At 70.5% G+C, this 20411-nt stretch carries 17 protein-coding genes; 6 read left to right on the top strand and 11 right to left on the bottom strand.

Annotated features, from left to right (window positions below; all coding sequences use genetic code 11):
- Nucleotides 1-410 precede the first annotated feature (410 nt).
- On the bottom strand, nucleotides 411-2147 hold the full coding sequence (locus AOK08_RS21475; protein ID WP_055528510.1) for a serine/threonine-protein kinase: 1737 nt from the start codon (nucleotides 2145-2147) through the stop codon (nucleotides 411-413).
- 122 nt (nucleotides 2148-2269) lie between these two features.
- Nucleotides 2270-3118, bottom strand: coding sequence for a menaquinone biosynthetic enzyme MqnA/MqnD family protein (locus AOK08_RS21470; protein ID WP_055528508.1), 849 nt, complete (start codon nucleotides 3116-3118; stop codon nucleotides 2270-2272).
- 323 nt (nucleotides 3119-3441) lie between these two features.
- Between AOK08_RS21470 and AOK08_RS21465 the strand changes: the two genes are divergently transcribed.
- Nucleotides 3442-3645, top strand: a complete 204-nt coding sequence (locus tag AOK08_RS21465) for a cold-shock protein (RefSeq protein ID WP_006380707.1) — start codon at nucleotides 3442-3444, stop codon at nucleotides 3643-3645.
- Nucleotides 3646-3797: 152 nt separating this feature from the next.
- Nucleotides 3798-4502, top strand: a complete 705-nt coding sequence (locus AOK08_RS21460; RefSeq protein ID WP_079054178.1) for a class I SAM-dependent methyltransferase — start codon at nucleotides 3798-3800, stop codon at nucleotides 4500-4502.
- Nucleotides 4503-4552: 50 nt separating this feature from the next.
- Here the strand turns inward: AOK08_RS21460 and AOK08_RS21455 are convergent, their stop codons facing one another.
- Nucleotides 4553-5371, bottom strand: a complete 819-nt coding sequence (locus AOK08_RS21455) for a thioredoxin domain-containing protein (RefSeq protein WP_063794106.1) — start codon at nucleotides 5369-5371, stop codon at nucleotides 4553-4555.
- A gap of 104 nt (nucleotides 5372-5475) precedes the next feature.
- A complete protein-coding gene (gene kstD / locus AOK08_RS21450) occupies nucleotides 5476-7203 on the bottom strand; it encodes a 3-oxosteroid 1-dehydrogenase (protein ID WP_277816035.1) in 1728 nt (575 codons plus the stop codon).
- Nucleotides 7204-7600: 397 nt separating this feature from the next.
- Between kstD and AOK08_RS21445 the strand changes: the two genes are divergently transcribed.
- Together AOK08_RS21445 and AOK08_RS21440 are read left to right on the top strand one after the other, a co-directional pair.
- The gene (locus tag AOK08_RS21445; RefSeq protein ID WP_055528499.1) at nucleotides 7601-8098 is read left to right on the top strand and encodes a hypothetical protein; all 498 of its coding nucleotides are present in this window, start codon (nucleotides 7601-7603) and stop codon (nucleotides 8096-8098) included.
- A gap of 85 nt (nucleotides 8099-8183) precedes the next feature.
- Nucleotides 8184-8726, top strand: a complete 543-nt coding sequence (locus tag AOK08_RS21440; protein ID WP_055528498.1) for a hypothetical protein — start codon at nucleotides 8184-8186, stop codon at nucleotides 8724-8726.
- Here AOK08_RS21440 and AOK08_RS21435 read toward each other — a convergent pair whose 3' ends face one another.
- The 5 genes from AOK08_RS21435 to AOK08_RS21415 all read right to left on the bottom strand — a co-directional run bounded on the left by AOK08_RS21435 (nucleotide 8727) and on the right by AOK08_RS21415 (nucleotide 15182).
- Nucleotides 8727-9872 (bottom strand): N(5)-(carboxyethyl)ornithine synthase, encoded by a 1146-nt coding sequence (locus tag AOK08_RS21435; RefSeq protein WP_055528496.1) that lies wholly within the window; start codon nucleotides 9870-9872, stop codon nucleotides 8727-8729.
- Between the two features lie 427 nt (nucleotides 9873-10299).
- Nucleotides 10300-12645, bottom strand: coding sequence for an ABC transporter permease (locus AOK08_RS21430; protein ID WP_055528493.1), 2346 nt, complete (start codon nucleotides 12643-12645; stop codon nucleotides 10300-10302).
- The gene (locus AOK08_RS21425; protein WP_055528491.1) at nucleotides 12642-13334 is read right to left on the bottom strand and encodes an ABC transporter ATP-binding protein; all 693 of its coding nucleotides are present in this window, start codon (nucleotides 13332-13334) and stop codon (nucleotides 12642-12644) included. The genes AOK08_RS21430 and AOK08_RS21425 overlap by 4 nt, the downstream gene beginning before the upstream one ends.
- Nucleotides 13331-13855, bottom strand: a complete 525-nt coding sequence (locus AOK08_RS21420) for a PadR family transcriptional regulator (protein WP_055528489.1) — start codon at nucleotides 13853-13855, stop codon at nucleotides 13331-13333. The genes AOK08_RS21425 and AOK08_RS21420 overlap by 4 nt, the downstream gene beginning before the upstream one ends.
- Nucleotides 13856-13973: 118 nt before the next feature.
- Nucleotides 13974-15182, bottom strand: coding sequence for an FAD-dependent oxidoreductase (locus AOK08_RS21415; protein WP_055528487.1), 1209 nt, complete (start codon nucleotides 15180-15182; stop codon nucleotides 13974-13976).
- 123 nt (nucleotides 15183-15305) lie between these two features.
- Between AOK08_RS21415 and AOK08_RS21410 the strand changes: the two genes are divergently transcribed.
- A complete protein-coding gene (locus AOK08_RS21410) occupies nucleotides 15306-15932 on the top strand; it encodes a PadR family transcriptional regulator (protein WP_055528484.1) in 627 nt (208 codons plus the stop codon).
- A gap of 50 nt (nucleotides 15933-15982) precedes the next feature.
- Here AOK08_RS21410 and AOK08_RS21405 read toward each other — a convergent pair whose 3' ends face one another.
- Together AOK08_RS21405 and AOK08_RS21400 are read right to left on the bottom strand one after the other, a co-directional pair.
- Nucleotides 15983-17137, bottom strand: a complete 1155-nt coding sequence (locus AOK08_RS21405) for a hypothetical protein (protein WP_055528477.1) — start codon at nucleotides 17135-17137, stop codon at nucleotides 15983-15985.
- A 77-nt stretch (nucleotides 17138-17214) separates the two neighbouring features.
- The gene (locus tag AOK08_RS21400) at nucleotides 17215-19182 is read right to left on the bottom strand and encodes an AMP-dependent synthetase/ligase (RefSeq protein WP_079054176.1); all 1968 of its coding nucleotides are present in this window, start codon (nucleotides 19180-19182) and stop codon (nucleotides 17215-17217) included.
- A gap of 404 nt (nucleotides 19183-19586) precedes the next feature.
- Between AOK08_RS21400 and AOK08_RS21395 the strand changes: the two genes are divergently transcribed.
- On the top strand, nucleotides 19587-20411 hold an 825-nt coding region (locus tag AOK08_RS21395; protein ID WP_055528472.1), incomplete at its 3' end, for a MaoC family dehydratase.

Raw genomic sequence — 20411 nt, 5'->3', positions numbered from 1 at the left:
TGAGTAGCTGACGTGTGGTTTGGTGTTTTCGCCCCCGCCGCCCCTACCCGTCCCGTCCTGTTCCTGGGGCTGCGCCCCCAGACCCCCGCTGTCGGCCTGAACGGCCTCGTCCTCAAACGCCGGACGGGGTGATGGTGGGGGCCTCGTCCTCGAACCGCCGGACGGGCTGAAGGTGGGGGCCTCGTCCTCGAACCGCCGGACGGGGTGGGGGTGCGGGCCGGTGCTGAAATGTGCTGGCCCACATCACGTGGTTCACGGGTGCCTTGCGAACGGACCGAGACGGGTGGGTGGTAAGCCAGGGCTGTGCCGGAGCGGGCTCGGCTGTTGTTGCCGGACCACCGGTGTAGTCCGAGGGTGCCCGGCTAACGAGCCGAGACGGGTGGGTGGGCAAGAACTCACCCGCCGTCCTCCTACCCCACCCGCGACATCCTCGCCACCGGATCACCCGCCTCCGGGTTGTCCGTCTCGTACTTCAAGTCGTCGCCCACCGGGGTGAGCAACACCCTGTGCGAACCCCTCGTGCAGACGTCCCGGTTCGCCTTGTCGGCGATCGACGTGACGACCAGACGGGTCGGCGTGATCTCCTTCAGGAACAGGTCGTCGTCGCAGATACCACCGATCTGGTCGGTCTGCCGGAACGTGCCCAGCCTGTCGCCCACGGCCGCCTGCCGCACCGTCACCCGGAACGTCCCCATCGGCAGCGCCCCGCCGAGGGCGACGGCCGGCCCCTCCCAGGTGCCGACGTAGGACGCGGGAACAGTCATCGAGCCGCTCGCCGAGCCCGGCACCTCGCTCTCCGACGAAGCGCTCGGCGTCGGCATCGGCGTCGGCGTCGGCGTCGGCGTCGGCGTCGAGGACCTGGCCGAGTCGGCCCCACTGGCCTTCCCCGCGTCACCTTCGATGCCCCCGCCCGGCAGCAGGTCGAACACGTACGCCGAGCCCACCGTCACCGCGGCCATCGCGCCCGCCACCGCGAGGGCCACCGTGCAGCTCAGCTTCCGTCCGCGCCCGCCGGCGACGGGTGCCGAGGTCGCCGCCACGCTCACGGAGACCTTCCCCGGCTTGCCGTCGGGCACCTCCGGCTCGGGCTCCGCGTCCCGAGGCCCCGGCACCGCCGACAGCCCCTCACCCGGCATCACCGGCGGCGGCCCGAACTCGCCCCCGCCCACGCCCACGGCGGGAGTACTGAAGCCCACCGGCCCCGAGAACGTGCCCTCCTGCGCCTGGGCCTGCGTCTGGGGCTGCGTCTGCGCGACCTCCAGGTTCAGCAGCGCCACCGCGCTCCTGCTGACCCGCTCCACCACAGCCCCCGGCAGCCACCCGCCCGCCACCAGCCGGGCCGCCCCCTCCGGAGCGAGCCGCCGCGCCACCTCACCGGGAGCCGGACGCGCGGCGGAGTCCTTGGCCAGGCAGCCTTCCACCAACTCCCGCAAGTCCCCACCCAAGCCGTCGAGTTGGGGCTCCTCGTGGACGACCTTGTAGAGCAGGGCCGCCGAGGAGTCACCGCGGAAGGGGGACCTTCCGGTCGCCGCGTACGCCAGTACCGCGCCCAGGGAGAAGACATCGGCCGCTCCCGTGACCGGCTTGCCGAGGATCTGTTCCGGTGACATGTAGCCGGGCGAGCCGACCGAGACGCCGGTCGAGGTCAGCGACGCGGTGCCGTCCGTGGCGCGGGCGATGCCGAAGTCGATGAGGAGCGGACCGTCGAGGGTGAGCAGGACGTTCGACGGTTTCACGTCCCGGTGGACCAGGTTCAGGGCGTGTACGGCGGTCAGCGCCTCGGCGAGGCCGGCGCCCAGTGCCCGTACGGAATCCAGGGGCAGCGGGCCGTCGTCCATGATCGCCGCCGTCAGGGAGGGGCCGGCCGCGTACGCCGTCGCCACCCACGGCACCGGAGCCTCCGGGTCCGCGTCCAGGACGGGGGCCGTCCAGGCACCGCCGACCCGCCGGGCGGCCTCGACCTCGCGCCGGAACCGGGTCCGGAACTCCTCGTCGAGCGCGAAGTGCGGGTGCACGATCTTCACCGCGACGGTACGGCCGCCGGTGCTGCGCCCCAGGTAGACCCGGCCCATCCCGCCGGAGCCGAGCCGCCCGAGCAACCGGTAGGGGCCGACGACGGCCGGCTCCCCGACGTCAAGCGGCTGCATGACCCCACCTCTCCCCCGTACACACCCCGCGCACACCTCGTACGGCCGCACAACCGCGCGCAGACGCGCGCGGACGCCCGTGTCACGCGTGCGTACCGTCCCGGCCGTGGGTCTCCAGCAGCCTACGGCTCCAGGAGGTCCACCTCCACGTCCGCGGGGAAGCCTGTCGTGGGGCCCACCCGGCGGGCGAACTCGCGTACGGCGGCGAGCTGTGGTCCGCCGAAGCGGAAGTCGAGAGTCGTGAAGTAGCGCTCCAGGACGTGCTCGTCGAACTCCTCCCAGCGGGCCGCCTGCTCGGCGACCTTGCCGACCTCTTCCAGGGAGACGTCACGGGAGGCGAGGAACGCCTCGTGGACCTGCCGGGTCAGGACCGGCTCGCGCGCCAGGTAGTCCTTCCGGGCCGCCCACACCGCGAAGACGAACGGCAGCCCCGTCCACTCCTTCCACAGCGCGCCGAGGTCGTGCACCTCAAGGCCGTAGCGCGGGCCGTCCAGGAGGTTGGCGCGCAGGGCGGCGTCCCCGATCAGGACCGCCGCGTCCGCTTCCTGCATCATCAGACTGAGATCCGGCGGACACGTGTAGTAATCGGGTTGTACGCCGAAGCGCTCGGCCAGGAGCAACTGTGCGAGGCGTACGGAGGTGCGGGAGGTCGAGCCGAGCGCCACCCGTGCGCCGTCCAGCCGGTCCAGCGGGACCTGGGAGACGAGCACGCACGACATCACCGGGCCGTCGCAGCCGACGGCGATGTCGGGGAAGGCGACCAGGTCATCGGCGTTGCGGAGGAACTCGACGAGCGTGATCGGCCCGATGTCGAGGTCGCCGCGCACCAGCTTCTCGCTGAGCTTCTCAGGGGTGTCCTTGGTCAGCTCGAAGTCGAGGAGCGTGCCTGTTCTCGCGAGCCCCCAGTACAGGGGCAGGCAGTTCAGGAACTGGATGTGGCCGACGCGCGGCCGGGTGCGAGAATTGTCCACCTCGCGAGGCTAACGGTCGTTCGGCACGAGGCACCCTCCCGGGGCTGTCCTGGGGCTTGTCCTGGGGTTGTCCGGAGGGAGGGTCAAGGCCGCGCGCCGCCCCTCAAACGTCCGGGTGACGTGATCTTGACCTCTATTGCATTCGGGTGCCTGCGTGCTAGGCTCGCCGCAAGTTGCAGTTTGGTTTCCCTTGCAGTACAGAGCCTGCGGAGCATGTGACCGCGGGCTCTCGTCTTATTCAGATGAATGCAGTTGTTTACAAGTCTTTGTTTACACCTTGCAGGTTCTGGAGCAGGGCAACCCTTTGGGCCCAGGGAGGGCTTATGGCTACCGGAACCGTGAAGTGGTTCAACGCCGAAAAGGGCTTTGGTTTCATTGCCCAGGAAGGCGGCGGCCCGGACGTCTTCGTCCACTACTCCGCGATCAACGCGAGCGGATTCCGCTCTCTCGAAGAGAACCAGGCGGTTTCCTTCGACGTCACGCAGGGTCCGAAGGGCCCGCAGGCGGAGAACGTCAGCCCGATCTAAGTCTTCGGCTCACCTGAGCCAAGCGCTCTGATCCGGAACGTGTGCAGTACCCCAAGGAGCTCCGAGCCGTCACGGCATCGGAGCTCCTGCCTTTCCCGGCCCCGGCAGCTCCTCCGGGACCCGTTGTCAGTGGGCCCGGATAAAGTCCCGCCATGACTGCCGCAGACGCCACTCCGGGTATCGACACCGTCACCGTCGCGAACACCGGCACCGACTTCGTCGCCGCCACCCGCGTCTTCTACGACGCCATCGCCGAGGACTACTTCGACCGCTTCCGTTCCGAGCTCGCCGCCCAGCCGCTGGAGCGGGCCGTGCTGGCCGCGTACGCCGAGTTCGTACGGGGTTCAGGGGGCGGCAGCGGCCAGGTCGCCGATCTCGGGTGCGGGCCCGGGTGGGTCACCGGGTTCCTCGACTCGCTGGGGCTGTCGGTCTTCGGGGTCGACCTGTCGGCGTCGATGCTCGCGGTGGCCCGGCGGGAGCATCCGGGGCTGCGGTTCGAGCAGGGCTCGATGCTGGAGCTGGACCTGCCCGACGGGACGCTCGCCGGAGTCGTGTCCTGGTACTCGACCGTGCACACCCCGGCCGACCGGCTGCCCGCCGTCTTCGCCGAGTTCCGTCGCGTACTCGCGCCGGGCGGGCATCTGCTGCTCGGCTTCCAGGTGGGGGACGTGCACAAGCACTTCGAGGAGGCCTTCGGACACCCCGTGTCCATGACCTTCCGGCGGCGCCGGCCCGAGCGGATCGCGGAACTCCTGACGGCGGCCGGATTCACGCTCGTGTCCCAGACCGTGCGGGCGGCGAACGAGCCCGCCGGGGAGACATCCCCGCAGGCGTTCCTGATGGCCCGCAGAGCGTAAAGGGCCCGAGTCCCGGTCCCCCCGAGCCCCAGTCCCGCTCGCTCGCCCGCTCAGTGGCTGTCGTAGTCCCCGGGGGCCGGGGGCGGCGCCTGGTAGTACTTGTACGACTGCCACTCCCCGGGGTTCTCCTGGATCGTTTCCAGCAGTTTCGCGAAGGCCTTCGCGACGAAGAGCGCCCCGCGGATCTCCTCGGGGAGACGGACGTCATTGATCTCAGCGGTCGGTGTCCCCGGGCCCTTCCCGGGCTCCGTGCCGACAGCCTCGTAGGCGCGCTCGGAGGTGGTGACGAAGGAGCGGTACTTCATCGTCCGCACCGCCGACTCGAACGCCGGGGTGCGCAACCCCTTGACCTTCTTGGCCAGTTGGAGGAGTCGGGCGTCGGTGAAGCCGTCGTTCTCCTCCTCGGGCTGGTTGTCGTACAGCACCTGGTGGTACTCGGCGAAGCGGCCGGCGTCCAGCGCGGCCCGGAGCGCGTTGGCCGCCTTCTTCGAGCCGCTCCCGCCGAGCCTGTCGTCGAGGAAGGAGGCCAGGGTGTACTCGACCTTCACCTCGCGCCGCAGCACGGCCTTCCGGAGTTCCGGACCCGCGCCGGTCGTCTCGAACTCCTCGCAGACCGGGCAGCGCATGTCCTCGTACATGTGCACGGTCACCTCGGCGGTCGGGTCGCCGACCGTGACGGTCGTACCGCTCACCGCGAGCTTCTCCGGCACCTGCGCCAAGGAGTCGTACGGCTCCGGATTCCCGTCCCTCTGCCCGCACCCCGCGACGAGCGGCATGCCCGCCACAGCCAGCGCGAGCATCGCGGTCATTGCCGTCTTCGCCGTCTTCGCCGACGTTCTCGATGCGGCGAACCGCCCCCCGTGCACCATGCCCACCTGTTGCCTCCCCGTCCCCAGTGCTCAGCGTGACACTAGGGCATGTCCATGCTGAGCCGCTCAGGTATACGGCCGTGAGGGCGGCCCCGGTACGGAGATCAGAGCACCCCCGCCGCCGCCAGTGCCGCCACATACCCGAACGTCATCGCCGGGCCGATCGTCGAGCCCGCGCCCGCGTAGCTGTGGCCCATGACGGCGGCGCTGGCGTTGCCGGCGGCGTACAGGCCGGGGATCGGCGTGTTGTCGGCGCGCAGGACCCGGGCCCGGGCGTCCGTGCGCAGGCCTCCCTTCGTTCCCAGGTCGCCGGGGACGATCCGGAAGGCGTAGTACGGGGGCAGCCACAGGGGAGCCAGGCAGGAGTTCGGGAGGACGGCCGGGTCGGTGTAGTAGTGGTCGTACGCGCTGTCGCCGCGCCCGAAGTCGGTGTCCTCGCCGTTGCGGGCAAGGGAGTTGAAGCGGCTGACCGTGGTGCGCAGGGCGGCGGGCGGGACGCCGATGGAGGCCGCGAGGGCGTCGAGGCTCCACGCCTTGTGCGCGGCACCGGAGTTGTACCAGTCGGCGGGGAGTACGAAGGCCGGGGCGACGTCCTTGAAGAGGTACCGGTTGCGGTAGTTCTGGTCGACGATCAGCCAGGCCGGGATGTCCGGGGCGGTGGCGTCGTGCTCGTACATGGTGTGGACGACGTCGCTGTAGGGGCCCGCCTCGTTGACGAAGCGGGAGCCCGCCGCGTTGACCAACAGGCCGCCGGGGAGGGTGCGTTCGGCGAGGCAGAAGTAGGGCTCGCCGGGGAGCGGGATCGCCGGGCCCCACCAGGCGTCGTCCATCAGGGCCAGGGCGCCGCCTGCGCGTTCGCCCGCTCGGATGCCGTCCCCCGTGTTCTCCTTCGCGCCGACCGTCCACTCCGTACCGATGGGCTGCCGCTGGTACTGGGCGCGCATCGCCGCGTTGTGCTCGAAGCCGCCCGAGCCGACGATCACGCCGCGCCGGGCGCGGAGCAGACCGGGGGTGCCGTCGCGGGTGACAACAGCTCCGGTGACCGCTCCTGACTCCAAGTAGAGGTCGGCGAGAGGGGTGTTGAGCCAGACGGGCACACCCGCCGACACCAGCCCCGCACGCAGTCCGGCCGCGAGCGCCTGGCCCATGGTGAGCGGGGTCTGCCCCTTGAGGGCCGCCTTCGTACCGCGCGCCAGGCATTCGACGGCGACGGCCGCGCCCTTCAGGTTCACGGTGGCGAGGGCCAGCCACTTGTAGTCGGCGCTGAAGACGACCATGCCCGAAGGGACCGCGAGATAGGGCGGGTTGAGGTGGGCGAGTTCGGCGCCGAGGAGGTTCCCGTCGAGCTGATCGGGCTCTATGGAACGGCCGCCCGGCAGTCCCCCGGGCAACTCCGGGTAGTAGTCGCTGTATCCCTCCATCCAGCGGAAGCGCAGCGGGCTGTTCGCCATGACGAAGGAGAGCATGGCGGGTCCGTGGGTGAGGAAGGCCTGTTGGCGGGCGGCGGGGACGTCCGGTCCGACGACCGCCGCGAGATAGGCGGCGGCCTTGGCCGGGGTGTCCGGCACCCCGGCCGCCAGGATCACGGGGTTGTTCGGAATCCAGATCCCGGCGCCGGACCGGGCGGCGGACCCGCCGAAGGTGGGCGCCTTCTCGACGACGACACAGCTCAGCCCCTGCTTGGCGGCGGTGAGCGCGGCGGTCATCCCGGCGGCGCCGGATCCGACGACCACGACGTCGTACGTCCCGAGGAGCGGCGGCGGGGCGGGGGCTGCGGCCTGGGCTGTCCCTTGCCCTGCCACGACACCCGCCCCGGCCGCGACACCTGCCACGGCGACGGCTCCCGCCAACACACCGCGCCGGGAAGGGAGTTCGGCACGGCTGCTGGATTCAGCAGGTACAGCAGGTACAGCAGGTGCAGCAGGTGCAGCAGGTCGGCCGGGTTCAGTAGGTTCGATACGTCTTGCGGGGTCCGCTTCTGGGTTCATGGGGCGGGAATGTCCTGCTTGGGTCTTGTGAAGTCAAGAACCATGCACCCGTCAGGATGCCGAAGCATCCCCGGCCAGGAGGCTGAACAGGCCCAGGCCCGCCGCCGAGTCGCGTGCCGTCAGCAGTCCACACACCGTCCTGCCGATGTCCCGCTCGGCCACGGGGTTGCGTAACAGAGATATCAACTCTGTTACCCGGCCGGTGTGGTTCCTCCCGGGCGCTTCTCGTGATGATCTGAGCATGACCACAATCACCCGCGCCGCCACCGCGGCAGCGATCTGCGCAGCCGTACTCATGACCGCCTCCGCCTGCTCCAGCGACAGCCCGAAGCCCGCGGGCAAGGAGGCGGCGGCCGCGCCCTCGCCCTCGACCTCCGCCCAGAGCGGCGGCGAGAAGGGCGGCACTCAGGAAGTCGCCGGTGCGAGCGTGGCCGAGGTTCCGAAGATCGACGGGAAGAAGATCGTCGCCTCGTTCGCCAACGGGAAGTCCAGCCAGACCATCCCCATCAAGGGCGGACTCGCCCAGGGCACCATCGGGATCGTCCTGAACTGCATGGGCGAGGGCACCGTGAAGGTCGACATCCCCGCCGTGCCCGGCCTGACCTTCACCGAGGAGTGCACGATCGGCAAGGTCGCCACCATCTCCAACGACGCCAAGGTCAAAAGCGCCGCCCCGAACGCGTCCCTCCAGGTCACCCCCTCTTCCGGGGTGAGCTGGTCGATCGCCGTCGGTGTGTGAGGCACCTGTGTAACAGCGGTAACAACCGTGCTGCGTACGCGCCCCGGACGGACTCACCGGGGCCCGTCGCGGCGATGATCAGGTCATGACCACGATCACCCGCACCACCACAGCGGCGGCGATCTGCGCGGCGGTACTGCTGACCGCCACCGCCTGCTCCACCGACGGCGACGGCGACGGCGACGGCCCGAAGACCTCGGCCAAGACGTCGGCCTCGGCCACACCCGCACGCACACCCACGGCCTCCGCCTCCGCCTCCGCCTCCGCCTCCGCGAAGTCCGCCGCCGAACCCGTCGAGTCGGCCAACCCCTACGCCAATTCCGTCACCAAGGCGCCGGAGACCGGCCTGAAGACGATCGCCTCGGCCGCCAACGGGCGGTTCGGCCAGACCATCCCCCTCAAGGGCGGGCTCCACAAGGGCACCCTAGGTATCGCCCTGAACTGCGAGGGCAAGGGCACCGTGAAAGTCGAGGTCCCCGCGCTCGGCATGACCTACACCGACCCGTGTGACGCCGGGAAGGTCACCGCTTACTACAACGAGTCCAGGGAAAGCACCGAGGACCCGGACGCGTACATCCAGGTCATGGGCACCAGCGGGGTGCGTTGGTCGATCTCCGTCGGCCAGTGACTACCCCGCACCCACGTGCGGATACGCCGCCTCCCGGTGCTGGAAGGAGAGGATCTTCGGGTTCTGGACGACGCCGTCCCGGATCTCGATGGCCTTGCGGAGCGTGATGTCCGCGTCCCAGGCCGCCGGGCCGCTCATGACCTTGCGCAGGTAGGGCAGGAGCGCCTCGCTGATCTCCCAGGTGGCGGAGTTCCACAGATGGGACGGGCTGTGGTCCACGGCGTAGTAGTGGCAGCCGGGACCCACCTCGTACATCGGCTCGCCGAAGGTCGTCGGGCGGGCCCAGCCGAAGCCCATGCCCTCGTCGCAGGCCACGTCGATGAAGAAGGTGCCCGGCCGGAACAGGGCCAGCTCGTCGTCGGTGACGAAGGTGAGCGGTGCGTCGGTGTCCTGGAGGACGCAGTTGACGATGATGTCGAACCCGGCCAGGTACTCCGCGAGGGGTACGGGGCCGGCCGGGGTCGCTGCCTGGAGGCGTGAGGGGTCGTCCTCCTGCTCCTCGAAGTGGGCCATCACGACCGAGGGCATCGGTGAGGCCACCGCGGCGGCGGCGCGCTGCGTGAGCACCGTGACGTCGGTGACCCCCATGGCGCCCAGGCCGGTGACCGCGCCGCGCGCCGTGGCGCCGAAGCTGATGACCACCGCGCGCAGCCGGCGGCCGTAGTGGCCGGTGAGCCCGCCGAGCTGGAGGGCGTGCAGCACCGAGCAGTAGCCGGCCAGCTCGTTGTTCTTGTGGAACACGTGGACGCTGAAGGCGCCCGCCGCGGTCCAGTGGTTCATGGCCTCCCAGGCGATCAGGGTCAGCCGCCGGTCGATGCCGGTCTGCGTCATCTTCTCGTCCTGCACACAGTGCGGCCAGCCCCACAGCACCTGGCCCTCGCGCAGCTCGGCGATGTCGTCGTGCATGGGTTTGGGCAGCAGGAGGACATCGCAGTCGGCGATGAGTTCCGCGCGGGAGCGCAGCCCGGCCACCAGAGGCCGCAGCGCGTCGTCGGCGACGCCGAACCGCAGGCCGTAGCCCTGTTCGAGGAAGATCTGCTCGCGCAGGTCCGGGGCGATCCGGTCGAGGTGGCGGGGGTGCAGCGGCAGGCGGAACTCGTTCTCCTTGTGGGAGGAGGCGAGTACTCCGAGACTCATCAGGCTCATGTGGGGCGGCTCTTCTCCGGCCGGACGCGAGGCGATCCGGCATTGCCGTTCCCCGAGGGCGACGCCGAAACGGTGACGGCGTGCGAGGTGCGCTCGGTAGTCCCACCGTACTCCGGCCCCGTGTCCGTTTTTCACGGGTTGTGTGTTCGGCGTCGGCGCCCCGAAGGCGAGCAGGCGCCGGCTGCTGGGCAATCTCGCCGAGGTCGTCACCGCTGGTGCCACCGCTGCCCCGCTGATGCTGGGCGCGTCCCCGGTCGTCGGCGACTCCGGCCGCCGCACCCTGCGACCAGGGAAATCAGGCCGCCTGCGGCTCCTGCCCGGCCGAGGACCGAGCCGTGGGACCTGCCGGGAGTGTGCTCCTCCTGGCAGGTCCCACGGTTCATGGGGCATGGGGCATGGGGCATGGGGCATGGGATGCGCTTGGGGGTTATTCCGTGCGCAGGCCCGTCGGGCGCATCATGCGCAGCAGTGGCGGCAGGCTGAGCAGCGTGACCGCGCCGACCACGGCCGCGCCCACGCCGGTCATGGTGAGCACGCTCGCCCAGTCCATAGCCACCGCTGTACCGGCCATCTTCAGCAGCACCACGCCGAGGGTGACGCCCACCGTCGTGGCCAGTACGAGACCGAGTCCGACCGGGAGTGCCGTCTGCCACAGCACCGACAGGCTCAGTGTGCGGCGCCGGGTGCCGAAGGCGACCAGCGCGGAGAGCAGCTTCCGGCGCTCGCGCAGTTGCTCCAACTGCGAGACCAGCAGACTCGCGCCGATCAGCGCCAGTACGAAGGCGGAGCCGATGAACAGGCCGGTGCGGATGGAGGAATACTTGCTGTCCTCCTGGGTCGCCACCCAGCCGTAGGTCTGGGCCAGGGGGTCGATCCGGGCGACGGCGTTGCGTACGTAGTCCCGTGAGTCCGGCACCGACGGGTCAAGGCGCAGGTAGACCCCGTTCGAGTACTCCGCCTTGGCGGCCCCGGCGGGCAGGGCGCCGGGGGTGACCAGCACGCTGTTGTCGTTGTTCAGCGAGTCCTCGCGGGCGTCCACCGCCCGCACGTTCGCCGGCACGGTCCAAGGCAGTTCGAGCCCGTGGTCGGAGGAATAGAACGACGGGTCGATGTAGAGCCGTCGGCCTGGCTTCAGCAGGGCGATCTCGGCCGAGTTCTCGGGATTCTGGTAGCCGCTGCGCGTCCGGGTGACGAACACGTCGCCGTCCTCGCAGGAGGGCAGGGTGGCGAGTTCGCGCAGGGCGGCGCAGTTGGCCACGGTCATGCCGCCGCTCCTCTCCCCGGCAGTGCGGGAGTCCCCGTACGAGGAGCGGGCCAGCGCCACGGTGGCCCGGACACCCTTGGTGCCGGTGAACTCGCGCTCGATGCCGGGTGCAAGCTTGGGGCCGCTGAACTGGACCTGCATCTGGATCCGGCCGGGGTTGTGGCCGGTGCTCTTGGTGTACTGGCTCTGGGTGCCCGCGAAGAGCATCTGGAGCGCGATGGCCCCGGCCACCGCCACCGCGATGCCGTTGACCATGCGGGCGGCGGTGCCGCTGCTCAACTGAAGCCTTCGTACGGCCAGTTGCCAGGACAGTGGACCGCTGCCGAGCCGGCCGACGACCGCCTCCACCACCCAGGGCAGCAGGGCGGTGATGCCGAAGAGCAGCAGCACCACACCGCCGACGACCTGATACTGGTTGAACTCGCCGTTCTTGTGGCCCTGGCCGAGCATCGGGTAGAGCAGCCCGAGGCCGGCGAGCGGGGGCAGCAGCCGCCACCACAGCCGCCGGCGGCGCTGACCGGCCGCGCGCACGACACCGAGGGGTTCGACGACCACTCCGCGCATCGCGAGCAGCGTGACCAGCACCGCGGCGACCGGCACCGCCACCGCGACCAGCGCGGCGAGCACGGGGCTCGGGTCGAGATAGCTGGGCCAGACGCTGAAGCCCATCAACTCGCCGGCGCCCAGCCGCTGACGGCCGAGCAGGAAGAAGACCGTGCCCACGGCCAGGCCGAGCAGGGCCCCCGCCAGCGCCTCGCCCGCCGCGATCCGCCGGGTCATCGAGCGGTCGGAGCCGACCAGGCGCAGCGCGGCGAGGCGCCGGTCACGGCGTTCGCCGCCGAAGCGGACGGCGGCGGCGATGAACACGGCGACGGGCGTCAGCAGCACCACCAGCACGACCAGGACCATGAGCAGCAGCACCGGGTCGGTCTTCTCGGGCTCGACGTCCGGTTCGCCGAACTTGGCCAGCCGCGTCACCGGGGAGTAGACGGCGGGCTTCAGCCCCGAGGCGCCCGCGTAGTACATCAGTTCGTGCGAGCCTTTCAGCCCGCTCTCGCCGATCGTGCCGGTGATCCGGTACGGCAGGCGCTCCCGCAGCAGTTTCGCGTCGCCGGAGTCCAGCAGTTCCTTGAGCGCGGGGGAGACCACCATCTCGCCCTTGGCCGGGAAGCGGTCGAGCCCGGCGGGCAACGGCGCCCGCGCGCCCTCGGGTTCGACCAGCCGGCCCAGGACGTCGTCGTCGCGCCAGGTCGTGTCGGTGTTGCCGACCAGGAGCGTGTTGTCGGCCCTGGGCGGGAGCGTCTTGGCGTACATGTCGACGTGGCGGGCGTCCTCCGCCTCGCCACGGGCGGCGATCACATTGGGCATCGCGGTGCACAGCAGGAGCAGGGCCACGCCGAGTCCGACGCCGACCGACGTCAGTGTCATCCGCACCCAGCCCTCGCGCCCGCCGGTCACGGCGAACCGGGCTCCCAGGGCCAGGTCTCTGCCCCACTGACGGGCACTCATATCGCGCGCTCCATGTCCCGGGACCTGCCGTCGCGTACGACGATCTCGCGGTCGGAGTAGGAAGCCACCCGTGCCTCGTGCGTGACGAGGACGACGGCGGCGTTGGTGGAGCGGGCCGCGTCGGTGAACAGGTCCATCACGCGCTCACCGTTGAACGAGTCGAGCGCGCCGGTCGGTTCGTCGGCGAACAGCACCCGGGGACCGGTGACCAACGCCCGTGCGACCGCGACCCGTTGCCCCTGGCCGCCGGAGACCTCGCCGGGCCGCTTGCCTTTCAGGTCGTCGACCTCAAGCCGTTCCATCCAGCCGAGCGCCGCCCGCTCGGCCTCCTTGCGGGAGGTGCCGTTGAGCCGGAGCGGAAGCGCCACGTTCTCGACGCAGGTCAGCTCCGGCACGAGCTGCCCGAACTGGAACACGAAGCCGAACTCGGAGCGGCGCAGCGCGCTGCGCTCACCGTCGCTCATCGACGTCATCTCGCGCCCGTTGTACATGATCGACCCGGAGTCGGGCGGCAGGATGCCCGCGAGACAGTGCAGCAGCGTCGACTTGCCGGAGCCGGACGGACCCATGATGGCGACGACCTCGCCCGGGTGGATGGCGAACCCGGCGCCGTCGAGGGCGTGGGTGTGCCCGTAGGTCTTGCGCAGGTCCTGCGCGGTGAGCAGGGAACCGGTGGGAGGAGTCGTCATCGGGTCACGGCCTCACGGAGTCTGTCGAGTCGGGCGGCGGTCAGTTCCAGCCAGCGCAGATCGGCTTCGAGGTGGAAGAGGGCGTGGTCGCAGATGAGCTGGTCGGCGAGGTCCCCGTTGCGCTTGCGGTCGGTCAGGATGCGCATGCTGCGCAGATGTTCGGAGCGCTGGACGTCCAGGATGTCGCCGGCGTTCCGGTGGGTGAGGAGCGCGAGGACGACCTTCGTGTAGAGGGCCGACTGGAGGTATTCCTCCGGCTTCTGCGGGGTCGCGAGCCACCGCTCCACGTCGGTGACGCCGGCGTCGGTGATCGCGTACCGCTTGCGCTCCGGGCCGTCGCCGGCCTCGATCGCCTCGACCTCAACGAGGCCGTTCTTCAGCAGCCGGGACATCGTCGAGTAGACCTGCCCGTAGTGCAGGGGCCGGTCATGACCGAACTTCTCGTCGAAGGCCCGCTTCAGGTCGTAGCCGTGTCTCGGGCCCGACTCCAGTAGCCCCAGAAGGGTGTGACTGATGGACATGAGCGCCACTATACATAGCGTGTATACGTCGCGTGTATACACGGCGTGTAGAACTCATGTCGGCGACCGGTGGTCGATGACAGATGGCAGATGGCCGATGGCGCACATCCGGGACCCTTCACACCGGCGGGGCGGCCTTCGCGTCCCAGTCGATGTGGTGGTCGAACTGCCAGGCCATCTTCTCCGGGTCGATCAGCTTCACGGCCGCCGGCATCACGAGGTCACGCACGACACGGCCGACCGGGCCCGCCGCCTTGTCGCTGTTCGTACGGGCGGCGGCCTTGATGACGCGCTCGACGCGGGGCCGGCGCAGCCTTTCGTACTCCGCGAAGGCCTGGTCGTAGGGCAGGTCCCGCAGACAGCGGGCGAGTTCGACGGCGCTCTCGGCGGCGATCGAGGCACCCTGCCCGGAGCTGGACGAGGCTGCGTGGGCCGCGTCGCCGATCAGGGTCATCCGGCCGCGCGTCCAGTTCGGCACCCTCGGCATGTTCTCCATCGGGCCGGTGACGATGAGCCGGCCGGCCTCCGTACGGTTGATCATTTCGAGGGCGGGGACGCGGTCGTCGGCGAAGGCGGCGAGCAAAGTGCGCGTCCACTCCTCCGCGCCGACCGCCTGCGCCTCGGCGACGGTCATCGGGGCGCGGCGGGGCAGGTTCGCGAACCACATCGCCGTGGAGTCGCCGAAGACCTGGTAGCCGAAGAACGCGCGCTTGCCGAAGCACAGGTACATGACCCCGTCGGACGAGGGCAGCCCCGACCGCTCCAGCCGCGCCCCGAAGCCCATCAGACCGGCGTAGTGCGGCTGCGGTGCGGCGGAGTCGATCAGGGAGCGGACCGTGGAGCGGATGCCGTCGGCGCCGATCAGGATGTCGGCGCTCGCCCGCGTACCGTCCGCGAAGTGCGCGGTGACGCCGGAGCCGGTGTCCGTCGCGGTGACGAGCCGCTTGCCGTGGTGGATGGGGATCGAGCGGCGCTCCGCCTCGTCGTAGATCGCGCGGTAGAGATCGGCGCGCCAGACGAACCGCTGGGCCGGGAGGCGGTCGGGCGGGGCGAACCGCGCAAGGTTCTTGCCGGTCCAGCTGCGCAGCCCCATGGCGGTGACCGGGATGCCGATGGCGCGGACGAGGTCGCCCGCGCCGATCGCGTCGAGGGCGTCCTGGCCGTTCGGGGCGATGCTCATGCCACCGCCGACCTCGTCGGCCGTGTGGTCGTACGCCTCATGGACGGCGGCCTCAACGCCTGCCCGGCGGAGCGCCATCGCGGCGACCGGGCCGGCGATTCCGCCGCCGATGACGAGGGCGGTACGGGCTTTGGGTGTCGGGGACATCTCAATGGTTCCTCTCGGTGCGGTGCCGTGCGGTGCGGTGCGGTGCGGACGCATTCACAGATTCGATAGTTGCAATGAAACTAGTCTCATGTCAACTAGTCTCCTCGCGGCTAAAATCTGCCCATGACCGCATCCCGCCCGTATCCCCGCCCCCGCAGTTCCCCCCTCGCCCTGACCGTGCTGGCCCTGCTGCACTACCGGCCGCTGCATCCGTACGGGATCCAGCGGCTGGTCAAGGACTGGGGCAAGGAGCAGGTCGTCAACGTCCGACAGCGCGCGAGCCTCTACCGCACGATCGAGCGGCTCAGCGGCGACGGGCTGATCGCGGTCCGGGAGACCGGGCGCGATCAGCAGTACCCCGAGCGGACCGTGTACGAGGTCACCGACGAGGGGCGCGAGACCGCCCGCGCCTGGCTGGAGGAGATGCTCACCGCGCCGAAGGAGGAGTTCCCGGAGTTCCCGGCCGCCCTGTCGAACCTGCTGCTGCTCACGCCGGAGGAGATCGCGGACGTGCTGGAGCGGCGCGTCGACGCCCTCACGGAGAGGCTCGACGGGCTGGAGGCGGCCATGGCCACGGAGGCGGAGCGGGGCCTGCCGCGCATCACCCGCCTGGAGACCGAGTATCTGCGGGCCGTGACGGCGGCGGAGCGGGAGTGGGTGCGCGGGGTGGTCGAGGACCTGCGGTCAGGCAGGCTCGTGTGGTCCAGGGAGCAGTTGGACGCCCTGGCGGGCGGGCCGGAGGCGCCCTGAGGCAAACAGAGAGCGGGCGTCGCGGTCGCGCGACGCAAGCCCCCGGAACGTCAGCTCGCGACCTTCGTACGGAGGATGGCCCGGCCCTTTCCGTCCGCCACCAGGGACGCCTTGTCGCCGTCGAGCCCGGAGACGGTCACCGTGAGCCTGAGGGAGCCGGTGAGGCGTTCGGCGGTCAGTTGCCAGGACTGCGGAGAGCTGACGCCGAGAGTGGTCGTCGCCTCCCTCACCAGGGCCGGTACGCGCTCGTACGGCAGGGAGTCCGGGTCGAAGAGCGGGATCTGGGTGCCCGTGGGCGGAAACACCATGGCCAGCGTCTTGTCGTTGACCGTGACCGTGAGCGCCCGGCCCTTGTGTGCGTCGGGCGCGTTGTGCGTGCCCTTGGTCAGGGACTCGACGGCCTCGCGCAGCTCGCCCTCGTCCAGGAACGACTTGCCCACCCCCAGGACCACCGTGCCCGACGCCGACGACACCACGGTCGTGTTCGTCGAGGACGATGACGAGGACGATGTGGAGGTGGAGGTGGATGACGTCACCGAGGGGGTGGCCCCGTCGGACTCCGAGCCACCGAAGCTGTCCGCGAGGTCCGCGCAGAAGGCCCACGGCACCAGCGCGACGCCGACCAGGAAGCCGACGAGAAGGGCCATGCCGTACACCGTGCCCTGCGGCGGTTCCTTCACCACTGTCGCCCCGGGCGCCGAGTCGAGCTGGGCGTCGGCCGCCCGGCGCCGCCATTCCGGGGTCGGCTCCTTGACGAGCCGTATCTTCCACGGCCGGTCCGGCGGATACTCGACGACCAGGATGCCGCGCGGCTGGTATTTGGGGACGTCTACGAGGTTGATGTGGTCGCTCATCACGACCCGGAAGGCGGGCGCATCGTCGGGGACGACCGTGAGGTCGAAGTCGATCGGGACGTTGGCCGTCAGTTCGGACCCGGTGGCTTGCAGGCTCTCGATCATCGCGAGTGCCTGGACGGGTACGACCGCCGCCTGCCGAGCCCGTTTCGGCAGACCGACAAGCAGGTTGAGCAGCCCGTAAGCCACCGGGAGGACAAGGCTGCCGACGATCAGCGGCACGTTCTCCAGGACGCAGCCCACCGCGAACGCGGCAAGTGCGGCCCCGCACACGCCACTTGTCACGAACCCCCGGACGACGGCCACCGGCCCGTCGCGGGTGGGCCGCGGCTCGCTCGCGATGATCGTCATGTCGTGATTGTGACCCGCCCCCGGTGTCCACCGGAAGACAGGGGACGGTCACGGCGAATGACAGGGGTCATCGCCCGCTACCGCTCGTACAGCCCCTCCACCTCCGCAGCGAAGTCCCGCAGGATCTCGAACCGGCGCAGCTTCTGCGACGGGGTCAGATGACCGGCTTCCTCAGTGAAGTCGACTGGGAGGACGGTGAAGCGGCGGATCGACTCGGGGCGAGAGACGAGTTTGTTGGCCTCGTCCACCGCCCGCTGGAGCACCGCTCTCAACTCGTCGTCGTCCATGAGGAGTTCGACCGGAACCGGGTGCTTGCCCTGCATCTGGCGCCAGTGGGTGAGACCGGGCGGGTCGAGGGTGATCAGGGCCGAGATGTACGGGCGGCCGTCGCCCAGGACGATCGCCTGGGAGATCAGGGGGTGGGCCCGTAGCCAGTTCTCCAGGGGCGCCGGCGCCACGCTCTTGCCGCCGGCCGTGATCAGGATCTCCTTCTTGCGGCCGGTGATCGTCAGATACCCCTCGTCGTCCAGCGCCCCGATGTCACCGGTCGCGAGCCAGCCCTCCGGCGCCGCCGGGACGACACCGCCGGCGGCCGGATCCCAGTAGCCGCGCAGGAGTTGCTCGCCCGCGAGCAGCACCTCGCCGTCGGCGGCGATCCTCACCCGGGTGCCGGGCAGCGGCCAGCCCACCGTGCCCACACGGGGTTTGAGCGGGGGCGTGACCGTGGCCGCGCCAGTGCACTCGGTCAGGCCGTACCCCTCGTAGATCTCGATGCCCGCGCCTGCGAAGAACCCGGCGAGGGGGCGGCCGAGCGGTGAGCCGCCGCAGATCATGTAACGGACCCTGCCGCCCATGGCGTTGCGGATCCGGCGGTAGACCAGGGGGTCGTAGAAGGCGCGCGCGGTGCGCAGCGCGCGGCTGGGGCCGTGGCCGGTGCCGTGCCGCTCGGCCTCCACCGCCTCGCTGTAGCGGCGGGCCACGTCCACCGCGCGGTCGAAGGACGAGACCCGCTTGCCCGCCTCGGCCTTCGCGCGGGCGGTGTTGAAGACCTTCTCCAGCATGTAGGGGATGGCGAGCAGGCAGGTGGGCTGGAAGGCCGCCAAGTCCCCCAGCAGGTCTTCGGACTTGAGGCTCGGCGCGTGCCCGAGCCGCACCCCGGCCCGGAGGCAGGCGATGGCCACCATCCTTCCGAAGACATGCGACAGCGGCAGGAACAGCAGCACCGACGCCTCTTCCTTCGTCCGTTCCCGGAAGACGGGGTAGAGGAGTTCGATGGCGTTGTCGACCTCGGCGAAGAAGTTGCCATGGGTGAGCGCGCAGCCCTTCGGACGTCCGGTCGTGCCGGAGGTGTAGATGAGCGTGGCGAGGGTGTCGGGCCCCAACACCCCACGGCGTACGGCGACTTCCTGGTCCGGCACGTCCTTGCCCAGCTCCGCGAGCCGCTCGATGTGCCCCTTCTCGAAGACCCACATGTGCTTGAGGTCGGGGATGCGGTCGCGTTCCGGGCCGAGGGCGGCGGCCTGGGCGAAGGTCTCGGCGGCGAGGGCTACGGCGCCGGAGTCCTGAAGGATCCAGCGGGTCTGGAAGGCGGAGGACGTCGGGTAGACGGGCACGGTCACCAGGCCCGCCGCCCACGCGGCGAAGTCCATGAGCGTCCACTCGTACGACGTCCGCGCCATGATGGCCAGCCGGTCGCCCGGCAGCAGCCCCTCGGCGATCAGCCCCTTGGCCACCGCGAGGACCTGCCCGGCGAACTCGGCCGCCGTCACCTCCGCCCAACTCCCGTCCGGCATACGGCGGCTGAGGGCGACCGCCTCGGGGTCCCCGTTCGCGTTGTCGAAGGGGACGTCCGCGAGCGAGCCATGGGTGACGGGCGCGACGAACGCCGGTACGGCCACCTCCCGCACGACCCCGTCCAGCCGCCGGATCTCGGGCTCGACCAGGATCGGCTCACCGTCGTAACCGACGGCGGCCACGGTCTGCCGCGAGGCCGGGGACGACGGGGAGCCCGGGGCGGAGGGGCTGGACGGGAACGAGGACGACACGAGCGACTCCTGTGGCGTGCAGCGGCCTTCCGATGGACGTGCACCTCCGGTGGGTTCACCACAGATGTACGAATTCGGCGCCGCCGCTGTTCAGAAACCGGAATCGTACGGCTCGCACGTGTGGGGGTCGTGCGGGTTCGGGGGTGGTGGAGCGGCGGGGGTGTGCAAGCTCGGTCGTCACATGCGTGCCCTCAGGAGTGAGTGACTCACGACTCCTTCAGGAGTGACATGCAGCTTACCTCAGGTAACCTTACTCCAGAGTAAGTAACTGTCGAGCCACACAGGTTCCATCGGGTCCTATCGGGCCCTATCGGGCCCTATCGGGTCCTATCGGGTCCTATCGGGTTCCATCAGGTCCTATCGGGTTCTATCGGGTTCTATCGAGCCGGGAGTTGCATAGCCAGATGCCTGCCCACACCCTCGACCGGACGCCTTCCCTCGCTCCCCTGCTCGCCCGGGGCGCCCTGCTGTCCCCCTTCAAGAAGGCCGCCCTCAAGACAGCCTCCCCCGACAGGCCCCGCCCGGACGCCGCCCACCCGGACACCCGCCTCGTCCTGCCCGGCGTACGCGTGGACCTCGCCCGCCTCGCCGCCTACGAGCGGGTCTGCGGCTTCCCCGTCGGCGACGAGAGCCTCCCCATCACCTATCCGCACGTCCTCGGCTTCCCGCTGGCCATGCTCCTGATGACCGACCGGGACTTCCCGCTGCCGCTCCTCGGCCTGGTCCACACGTCGATGGAGATCGTCCGCTGGCGCCCGCCGTCCCCTGCCGGGACCTTCGAACTCTCGGTGTACGTCGACGAGTTGGCACCACATCGGCGTGGCACCGAAGCGGCTGTGCAGACGGAGCTGCGGGAGGGGGACGAGTTGGTGTGGGAGTCGCGGAGTACGTATCTGGCCCGGCACGGTTCCCTCGGGCCGGGCATCGGCACGCAGGACGCCGCCGCCTCCACCGCCGCCGCCGCCGAAGAGCCCGAGGCGCTGCCCGTCGTCGCCGAGTGGCGGCTCGGTGGGGATGTCGGCCGACGGTATGCCGCCGCCTCCGGTGACCGCAACCCCATCCACCTGCACGCGCTCACCGCACGCCTTTTCGGCTTCCGGCGCGCGATAGCCCACGGCATGTGGACCGTCGCGCGGTGCCTTGCCGCTCATGGCGCGCCTGAATCGGCCCTGGTACGGGCCGACTTCAGGGCGCCGGTGCTGCTGCCGGGGGTGGTGGAGTACAGGGCG

The organism is Streptomyces graminilatus, from assembly GCF_001418565.1.
GTDB lineage: Bacteria > Actinomycetota > Actinomycetes > Streptomycetales > Streptomycetaceae > Streptomyces > Streptomyces graminilatus.
Note: the sequence above shows the minus strand (reverse complement) of the source record. Positions and strands in the feature narration are given on the sequence as shown.